At 68.0% G+C, this 7,733-nt stretch carries 10 protein-coding genes; 4 read left to right on the forward strand and 6 right to left on the reverse strand.

Annotation, left to right across the window (positions count from 1 at the left end; genetic code table 11):
- Positions 1 to 154 precede the first annotated feature (154 nt).
- From QZ772_RS14835 to QZ772_RS14845, 3 genes are all read right to left on the reverse strand, one after another.
- Complete coding sequence (locus QZ772_RS14835) at positions 155 to 502, reverse strand: phage holin family protein (RefSeq protein WP_295527704.1); 348 nt, start codon at positions 500 to 502, stop codon at positions 155 to 157.
- Between the two features lie 224 nt (positions 503 to 726).
- Positions 727 to 1,200 carry a hypothetical protein gene (locus QZ772_RS14840; RefSeq protein WP_295527706.1) on the reverse strand — a complete coding sequence of 158 codons (474 nt, stop codon included), beginning with the start codon at positions 1,198 to 1,200 and terminating at the stop codon, positions 727 to 729.
- A gap of 82 nt (positions 1,201 to 1,282) precedes the next feature.
- The gene (locus QZ772_RS14845) at positions 1,283 to 2,008 is read right to left on the reverse strand and encodes a TerC family protein (protein WP_295527708.1); all 726 of its coding nucleotides are present in this window, start codon (positions 2,006 to 2,008) and stop codon (positions 1,283 to 1,285) included.
- Positions 2,009 to 2,402: 394 nt separating this feature from the next.
- Here QZ772_RS14845 and QZ772_RS14850 point away from each other — a divergent pair, with 394 nt between their 5' ends.
- Together QZ772_RS14850 and QZ772_RS14855 are read left to right on the forward strand one after the other, a co-directional pair.
- The gene (locus QZ772_RS14850) at positions 2,403 to 2,882 is read left to right on the forward strand and encodes a DUF3717 domain-containing protein (protein WP_295527710.1); all 480 of its coding nucleotides are present in this window, start codon (positions 2,403 to 2,405) and stop codon (positions 2,880 to 2,882) included.
- Positions 2,883 to 2,899: 17 nt separating this feature from the next.
- The gene (locus QZ772_RS14855; RefSeq protein ID WP_295527712.1) at positions 2,900 to 3,205 is read left to right on the forward strand and encodes a DUF2007 domain-containing protein; all 306 of its coding nucleotides are present in this window, start codon (positions 2,900 to 2,902) and stop codon (positions 3,203 to 3,205) included.
- A 128-nt stretch (positions 3,206 to 3,333) separates the two neighbouring features.
- On the opposite strand, the gene QZ772_RS14860 is transcribed toward QZ772_RS14855, so the two are convergent.
- Together QZ772_RS14860 and purB are read right to left on the reverse strand one after the other, a co-directional pair.
- Complete coding sequence (locus QZ772_RS14860; RefSeq protein ID WP_295527714.1) at positions 3,334 to 3,894, reverse strand: YaeQ family protein; 561 nt, start codon at positions 3,892 to 3,894, stop codon at positions 3,334 to 3,336.
- A complete protein-coding gene (gene purB, locus QZ772_RS14865; RefSeq protein WP_295527716.1) occupies positions 3,894 to 5,288 on the reverse strand; it encodes an adenylosuccinate lyase in 1,395 nt (464 codons plus the stop codon). The genes QZ772_RS14860 and purB overlap by 1 nt, the downstream gene beginning before the upstream one ends.
- A 114-nt stretch (positions 5,289 to 5,402) precedes the next feature.
- Here purB and QZ772_RS14870 point away from each other — a divergent pair, with 114 nt between their 5' ends.
- Both QZ772_RS14870 and QZ772_RS14875 read left to right on the forward strand, forming a co-directional pair.
- Positions 5,403 to 6,017 (forward strand): glutathione S-transferase N-terminal domain-containing protein, encoded by a 615-nt coding sequence (locus tag QZ772_RS14870; protein ID WP_295527718.1) that lies wholly within the window; start codon positions 5,403 to 5,405, stop codon positions 6,015 to 6,017.
- 416 nt (positions 6,018 to 6,433) lie between these two features.
- On the forward strand, positions 6,434 to 7,297 hold the full coding sequence (locus QZ772_RS14875) for a ferritin-like domain-containing protein (protein ID WP_295527720.1): 864 nt from the start codon (positions 6,434 to 6,436) through the stop codon (positions 7,295 to 7,297).
- Positions 7,298 to 7,364: 67 nt separating this feature from the next.
- Here the strand turns inward: QZ772_RS14875 and QZ772_RS14880 are convergent.
- Positions 7,365 to 7,733, reverse strand: a 369-nt coding sequence (locus QZ772_RS14880) for an SPOR domain-containing protein (protein WP_295527722.1), incomplete at its 5' end; no start/stop codon positions are given.

A 7,733-nucleotide genomic window follows, 5' to 3' on the forward strand; every position in this document is an offset into this window, starting at 1 on the left:
GAAGGTCGGCTGTCCACGCCAAAAGCTCTCTGCCGGGATTCATTCCCAAGGGGGCAACGGGCTGTGGACAACTTCCCAAACCTTTGGTCTTCGACATCTTGGATGGAAGATACAAGGGGGCAGCCGCAAAGCGGCATGGGGGGTGTTTCACTATTCAGCGCCGGCTGGCGCCGATGGCGGCCTCGATGATCACGCCGAAGAGCGAGTACAGCAGCGAACCGAACAGCGCCGCCCAGAAGCCGTCCACATGGAAGCCCGGCAGCAGTCCCGAGGCCATCCAGAAGATCAGCGCATTGACGACGAACAGGAACAGCCCGAGGGTGACCAGTGTGACCGGCAGGGTCAGCACCACCAGCACGGGCCGCACGAAGACGTTGAGCAGCGCGAGCACGGCCGCGGCGATCATCGCGCTGCCGAATCCCGAGATCTGCACCCCGCCATAGAGGTAGGTGACCATCAGCAGCGCCAAGGCGCTGAGCACCCATTTGAGGATCAATCGCATGGCGCCAGCATAGCCGGTGGACCTGACGGCGGGCAGCATGCCGGCCCCGGCCGGCGCACCGCTCAGAAGGTGTGAATGAATCCGGCGTGGCCGAGCGGGCTGCGAAAACGCGGCCAATCGAGGCGCAAAGCGCAGCCATAGCTCGGGCTATGGCGAGCATTTGCAACGCAGAGTGGGCGTGTTTTCGCGGGACGAACGGACATGTCGGATCCGTTCACACCTTCTCAGTCGGCCAGGCCGGGCGCCAGCAGCAGGAAGGCGGCCAGCCCCGCCAGGCCGCCCGGCAAGGCACGCGCGCCAGGCACGAGCGGACGGCGCGGGGCCGACTCGGCCGCCGCCGGCACCACCGGCTCCATGGTCGAGCCGATGCGGGGACGGCGCGCATCCACCACGCGGGCCGCTCCGTGCTCCAGATGCAGACGCTGCGTCAATTCGACCAGCGGCCCCTTGGCCAGCACGGCGGTGGTCTGCGCGCCCTCGCGGGCCAGCAGCGGCCCCAGCGCTTCCTGCACGCGGGCGAACCACTTGGCGCGCCAGTTCTCGCGCGCGCTATGGCTCACCCACTTGCTGATGCGGTGGGTCATGCGCGGCGCGCAGGCCACCACGATCCAGTGCCGTCCCGGCGCAGCCGGCGCCAGTTGGTCCAGGTGTTCCACGGCATAGGCCGCGTCGTCCACGTACAGGATGATCTTGTCCATCGAGGGGCTCCTTGGGCCGGGAAAGTGGAGATGACAGAAGGAGGCCGGCCCACCTAAAAGGTTCAGCCGGCCTCGGGCGCGATCAGTGGACAGCCACCTGCTTGCTACGGCGGGCCAGCACGGCCTTGCCGATGGCCAGCACCAGCAACGCACCGGCGATCTGCGCACCGTACTTGATCACGTCGGTCTGCGGCAGCTTGAACATCCACTGCCAGCGGTCGGGGTTGGCCAGCACCGGATCGGTGACCAGCATGCCGCCGGCGATCCAGCCCAGCAGCATGCCGCCCAGCGTGATGATCAGTGGATAGCGCTCCATCAGCTTGATGACCAGCTGGCTGCCCCAGACGATGATCGGGATCGAGATCACGAGACCCAGCACCACCAGCAGCAGCGAGTGGTCGCCCGCGTTCTGGGCGGCGCCAGCGATGGCAATGACGTTGTCCACACTCATCACCAGGTCGGCGACGATGATGGTCTTGATGGCGGCGAACAGGCGGTCGCTGCTGGCGACCTCGCCGTGGCCCTCTTCATCGGGCGCCAGCAGCTTGATGCCGATCCATACCAGCAGCAACGCGCCGACCAGCTTCAGGAAGGGCAGATTCAGCAGCGTCATCGCGAAGGCGATGAGCACCACCCGCAGGACGATGGCACCGGCAGTGCCCCAGATGATGCCCTTGGTGCGCTGCGCGGGCGGCAGCTTGCGGCAGGCCAGCGCGATCACGACCGCGTTGTCGCCACCCAGCAGGATGTCGATGATGATGATCTGCCCGAGCGCGACCCAGAACTCGGGAGAAGTCAGAAAGTCCATAGATTCCTCAATACCTGTGACCGTTGAGCAGGCGGCTGGCGCCTGCCGGGGAGGGCAGCCCGCTGCGGGCTGATCGAGGAAGGTGCGCCGAGGGGTGCACCATGGAACCGAAGGACGGCCTTGATCAGCCCGAAACGGGCTCATCAAAGGTCTTGCTCGGAACGGCTCCTTTGCGGATACCGGACCCGGAACTGCCGGAAGCTTGCGCTTCGTACTGACGACAGGACCGACAGCGCCGGCGTGGGGCCGGGCCGGGAGCTACTCCCCTTCGAACGGCGCGATTGGAACACAGCGCCCTTGCGGGGCGCAAGGCAGGGACCATGGCGATAAGATCGCGCCCCCTAATTCGACGGGGCGGCATCTGGGCCGTCCCCGCCCACCTTTCTCCTGCCCCATGGCCGGCATCCACATCACCGACATCGAGGCTGCCATCAACTATTGGCGGCACCTGAAGCCGTCACCCGACGGCGTGAGCCTGGCACCCGAGGTGCGTGCGCTCGCCGAGGTGTACGCGCTGATGGTCTTCCACCGTGAGGACGAGGCCGACGAGTTCGGCTTTCCGCCGAAAGCGTGGGCGGCGTGGATGGCCTGGTATGAGACCACCTCCGACACGCCCTGCATCGCCATCTGCTCCACCAGCCAGGGCGACGACGAATGCAAGGGCTGCGGCCGCAGCTTCGACGAAGTGCAGCACTGGCCGGCGATGAGCCCGGCCGAGAAGCGCCAGACCTGGCGCCGCATCACCATGCAGGACACGGCTTGGCGCTTCAACCGCTATGCCGAACGTGCGCGTGAGGCGGATGCGCCTGCCGCAGACGATCCTACGCCCTCGGACCCCGCCGCGCCGGCGGGCGGCGGCGATCCGACCGCCTGAGCGAATCCGCCCCACCCATGCGCCGCCTCGCCCAGGCCCCCAATCTAGCATTGGCCACCCTGTGGGCCGATGCGCTGCGAGCCCAGGGCGTGTCGGTGAGCGTGCAACGGGAATACCTCGGCGCCGCCGCCGGCCAGCTGCCGCCCGACCAATGCCTGCCGGAGCTGTGGGTCGAACATGACGACGACCACGCGCGTGCCCTGCGCCTGCTGGGCGCGCTGCAGCGCCCACCGCAGCGCCAATGGCATTGCCGCTGCGGGGAGTTCGTGGAGGGCGGCTTCGAGCAGTGCTGGAACTGCGGCGCGCCGATGCCGGGGCTTTGAGCGCCCTACTGCCCCTCAGCAGCTCGACGTAGGCAGTCGCCGAGGCCTCTCGCCGCAAGCCACGCCAGGGTCCCCGAGGAACTGGCTCCGCCAGGCCTCTGGGAGCCGCGAAGCGGCATGGGAGGTGTTCATTTCAAGCGCTGTGGCTCGATGTCGACGGAGCGCTCACCGTCGCCCAGCATCAGCACGCCTTCCTGGATCGTGGCCTGCAGCTGCATGCTGCGCTGGGCCAAGGCGGTCAGCTGCTGCGAGGCAGCCGCGGGGATGCGCCAGACCTGCAGGTTCTGCGGCCGGGTCAGCTTGGTCTCGATGCCGCGCCACCAGACCTCGGCGGAACTGGCGAAGGCATAGACCACCACCTGGTCGGCCTTGCCGCAGGCCTTGATGACCGGCTTGTCCTCGGGCTGGCCCACCTCGATCCACAGCCGCGCACGGCCGGTGAAGTCGCGCAGCCAGACGTCGGGCTCGTCCGGGTCGGACAGGCCGGCGCCGAAGGCCAGCTGGCCGTCGCCGCCGCACATGGCCTGCAGCTGGTGGGCCTGCAGGGCCAGGGCCGCCAGGCGGATCATCATGCGCTCGTCGGTCTCGCTCGGGTGGCGGGCCAGGGTGAGCGCATGGTCGGCGTAGTAGCCGTGGTCGATGTCGGCCACGGCGAGGTTGGCCTTGAAGATGGTGGACTTGAGCGCCATCAGGCCTGGCCGCCGCCCACGCGCCGGGCCAGCTCGGCCGCCTTGCCGGTGTAGCTGCCGGGCGTCATGGCCAGCAGGCGTTCCTTCTCGGCCTCGGGAATCTCTAGGGAGCGGATCAGCCCGTGCAACGCCTCGGCGGTCACCGCCTGGCCCCGGGTCACTTCTTTGAGCTTCTCGTAGGCGCCGGCCACGCCGTAGCGGCGCATGACGGTCTGGATCGGCTCGGCCAGCACTTCCCAGCTGCTGTCCAGGTCCTCGGCCAGGGCCGCTTCGTTGAGTTCGAGCTTGCCCAGGCCGGTGGCCAGGCTGGCATAGGCCAGCACGGCATAGCCGAAGGCCACGCCGATGTTGCGCAGCACGGTGGAATCGGTCAGGTCGCGCTGCCAGCGGCTGATGGGCAGCTTTTCCGACAGGTGGCGCAGCAGCGCATTGGCCAAGCCCAGGTTGCCTTCGGCATTCTCGAAGTCGATCGGGTTGACCTTGTGCGGCATGGTCGACGATCCGATCTCGCCCGCCTTGAGCCGCTGCTTGAAATAGCCCAGGCTGATGTAGCCCCACACGTCGCGCGAGAAGTCGACCAGGATGGTGTTGGCCCGCGCCAGCGCATCGAACAGCTCGGCCATGTAGTCGTGCGGCTCGATCTGGATGCTGAAGGGCTGGAAGACCAGGCCCAGGCCCTGCGGCGCCGGCGTCTCGACCACCTTGCGGCTGAAGGCCTCCCAGTCGAAGTCGGGCCAGGCGGCCAGGTGGGCGTTGTAGTTGCCCACGGCGCCGTTCATCTTGCCCATGAGCTTGACCGCGGCGATCTGCTCGCGCGCCTTGGCCAGCCGCACCGCGACGTTGGCGATCTCCTTGCCCACGGTCGTCGGACTGGCGGTCTGGCCGTGGGTGCGGCTGAGCATGGGCACGGCGGCGAAGTCGCCGGCCATCTTGCGCAGCGTGGCGAGGATGCCGTCCAGCGCGGGGAGCACCACCTGCTCGCGCGCCGCCTGGATCTGCAGCGCGTGGCTGGTGTTGTTGATGTCCTCGCTGGTGCAGGCGAAGTGGACGAACTCGGCGGCGGACTCCAGCTCGGGCCGGGCCTCGAACTTGGACTTGATCCAGTACTCCACGGCCTTGACGTCGTGGTTGGTGGTCTTCTCGATCTCCTTGATGGCCAGCGCGTCGGCCTCGGAGAAGTGCGAAACCAGGCCCATCAGGTACTTGCGGGCGCCCGGCGTCAGCGGCTTGAACTCGGCGAAACCGGCATCGGACAGGGCGATGAACCAGGCGACCTCGACCTGGATGCGGCGGTGCATGTAGCCCTGTTCGCTCATCAGCGGACGCAGCGGCGCGAGCTTGCCGGCATAGCGGCCATCGAGGGGCGAAAGGGCGGAAACGGGCGCGAAACTCATCCCGGGATTGTAGGTGGCGCCTTGGCGGCAGCCGCCTGCGCCGGCCCGGCGGCGCTCCCTCTAGAATCCGCCGCGCTCCGCATCCCCTGGCCCACTTTCGAGGATCCTGCCGGCATGAAACTCATCGGATCGACGTCCAGCCCCTACGTGCGTAAGGTGCGCGTCGTCATGGCCGAGAAGCGCCTGGACTACGAGTTCGTGCAGGAAGACGTGTGGGCCGACGACACCACCATCGCCACCTCCAACCCCCTGGGCAAGGTGCCCTGCCTGGTGATGGACGGCGGCGACGCCATGTTCGACTCGCGCGTGATCGTCGAGTACCTCGACACCCTCTCGCCCGTGGGCAAGCTCATCCCTGGATCGGGTCGCGAGCGCGCGGAAGTGAAGACCTGGGAAGCCCTGGCCGACGGCGTGATGGACGCCGGCGTGCTCTGGCGCATGGAGGCCGTCTGGCCCAAGCGCGCCGACAGCGAGCGCAGCCAGGCCTGGATGGACCGCCAGCGCGGCAAGGTCGAGGCCGGGATCGCCGCGATGGCGAAAGGCCTGGGCGACAAGCCCTTCTGCAGCGGCATCCACCTGAGCCTGTCCGACATCGCGGTGGTCTGCGCCCTGGACTGGATCGGCTTCCGCTTTCCCGAGCTGGACTGGCGCGCGGAGCACCCCTCACTGGCCCGCCTGTGCGACAAGCTCCACCAGCGGCCGAGCATCAAGGACACGGCCCCCCGCTGAGCGAGCACCGCCCGCCGCAGGCGCGATCGCCCGCCAAAAAAAAGGCGCGATGCAATGATCGCGCCTCGAACACTGGCATCGCGGCGCCTTCATGCGCCGGTGCCCTTGTTAAAAAGATGCTGCGAGATATCCCGACACGAAGGAGGGAGGGAGGGAGGAGGAGAAGAGTCGCCTCGGGATGCTTCGACCGGCTCTGAATCCGGAAGACCTCGCAGCATCGAAAACCGTTAAGGCGGATGCTCCGCGCTCACCCCTGCTCGGAGCGTAGGCCGACTTCCATGGTTCCCGTGGGAGTCTGTAAATTTCCGTAAGCCCGCCTTTGCAGCGCGACGGAAGACCCCGCGGCGGCTCGGACAACGGCACCGATGAACCCGGGCGACCGGGACAATGCAAGGCTTACCCACAGACCTTCGGCCATGCTTTACCCCGATCTTTTCAAGCAGCTCGAATCGGTTCGCTGGGACATGGCGACCGACATCCCCTGGCAGGACTTCGATGGCACGCGCCTGTCCGACGAACAGGCGCAGACCATCAAGATGAACGCCATCACGGAATGGGCCGCGTTGCCGGCGACCGAGATGTTCCTGCGTGACAACCGGCACGACAGCGACTTCAGTGCCTTCATGTCCATCTGGTTCTTCGAGGAACAGAAGCATTCGCTGGTCCTGATGGAATACCTGCGCCGCTTCCGCCCCGACTGCGTGCCCAGCGAGGAAGAACTCCACCAGGTGCGCTTCGACTTCGACCCCGCACCGCCGCTGGAGACGCTGATGCTGCATTTCTGCGGCGAGATCCGGCTCAACCACTGGTACCGCCGCGCGGCCGAATGGCACAGCGAGCCCGTCATCAAGCACATCTACACCACGCTCTCGCAGGACGAGGCGCGCCACGGCGGAGCCTACCTGCGCTACATGCGCCGCGCACTCGAGAAGTGCGGCGACGAGGCGCGTGCGGCCTTCGCCAAGGTGGGCGTGCTGATGGCCAGCGCCCGCCGCACCGCCCAGGCGCTGCACCCGACCAACCTGCACGTCAACAAGGCGCTGTTCCCGCGCGACACGGTGCAAAGCCGCATGCCCGATCCGGACTGGCTCGAACACTGGCTGGACCAGCAGATCCGCTTCGACGCGGTATGGGAAGGCAAGGTGGGCGAGCGCATCCTGCACAACCTGGGGCTGTTGTTCAACCGCAGTTTCAAGACGGTGCAGGACCTGAATCGCTACCGCAAGGAGCTGACGGCCCGCCTGGGCACGCCGGGCGGCACAGCCCCTCAGGGCGCCTGAAGGCCTGAGCGCCGGCTGGGGGGCGAAGCCGCAGGTCTCGGGCGCAGCGACTAAGGCCAGAAGGCGCTCAGCGCCGCTCCACGGCAAAGGGTGAAATGCCCAGTGCGCTACGCAGAGGAGCGACGGCCGCCTGCGCCGCGTCGCGCGAGCCGTAGGGGCCCAGCTGCACCTTGTGCGAGCCGGCCTCCTCGACGATGCGCAGCCGCCCGGCCAGTTCGGCCTGCGCGGCCGCCACGCGTGCCAGCAGCGCCTGCGCGCCCTCGCGCTCGCGGAAGGCGCCCAGCTGCATCCACACACCCGCAGCGGAGCCCGTTGCGGCCGATGCCGGTACAGCCGGACCACCGGATGTGCCGGGCGCCGGAGCGGACGCCGCGGGGCCCGCATTGGGTGCAGCGGCGGGCGCAGTCGCCGCGGAAGGCGCCGGCGTCATCGGCGC

It is taken from the genome of uncultured Pseudacidovorax sp. (genome assembly GCF_913773995.1).
In the GTDB taxonomy this organism is placed as follows: domain Bacteria; phylum Pseudomonadota; class Gammaproteobacteria; order Burkholderiales; family Burkholderiaceae_C; genus Xenophilus.

What these genes read in the sequence shown, in the direction of transcription:
- QZ772_RS14845 (WP_295527708.1), bottom strand. Translation starts at nt 2,008, where the DNA reads ATGGACTTTCTGACTTCTCCCGAGTTCTGGGTCGCGCTCGGGCAGATC.
- QZ772_RS14855 (WP_295527712.1), top strand. Translation starts at nt 2,900, where the DNA reads ATGCGCCGCCTCGCCCAGGCCCCCAATCTAGCATTGGCCACCCTGTGG.
- QZ772_RS14850 (WP_295527710.1), top strand. Translation starts at nt 2,403, where the DNA reads ATGGCCGGCATCCACATCACCGACATCGAGGCTGCCATCAACTATTGG.
- QZ772_RS14875 (WP_295527720.1), top strand. Translation starts at nt 6,434, where the DNA reads ATGCTTTACCCCGATCTTTTCAAGCAGCTCGAATCGGTTCGCTGGGAC.
- QZ772_RS14870 (WP_295527718.1), top strand. Translation starts at nt 5,403, where the DNA reads ATGAAACTCATCGGATCGACGTCCAGCCCCTACGTGCGTAAGGTGCGC.
- purB (WP_295527716.1), bottom strand. Translation starts at nt 5,288, where the DNA reads ATGAGTTTCGCGCCCGTTTCCGCCCTTTCGCCCCTCGATGGCCGCTAT.
- QZ772_RS14860 (WP_295527714.1), bottom strand. Translation starts at nt 3,894, where the DNA reads ATGGCGCTCAAGTCCACCATCTTCAAGGCCAACCTCGCCGTGGCCGAC.
- QZ772_RS14835 (WP_295527704.1), bottom strand. Translation starts at nt 502, where the DNA reads ATGCGATTGATCCTCAAATGGGTGCTCAGCGCCTTGGCGCTGCTGATG.
- QZ772_RS14840 (WP_295527706.1), bottom strand. Translation starts at nt 1,200, where the DNA reads ATGGACAAGATCATCCTGTACGTGGACGACGCGGCCTATGCCGTGGAA.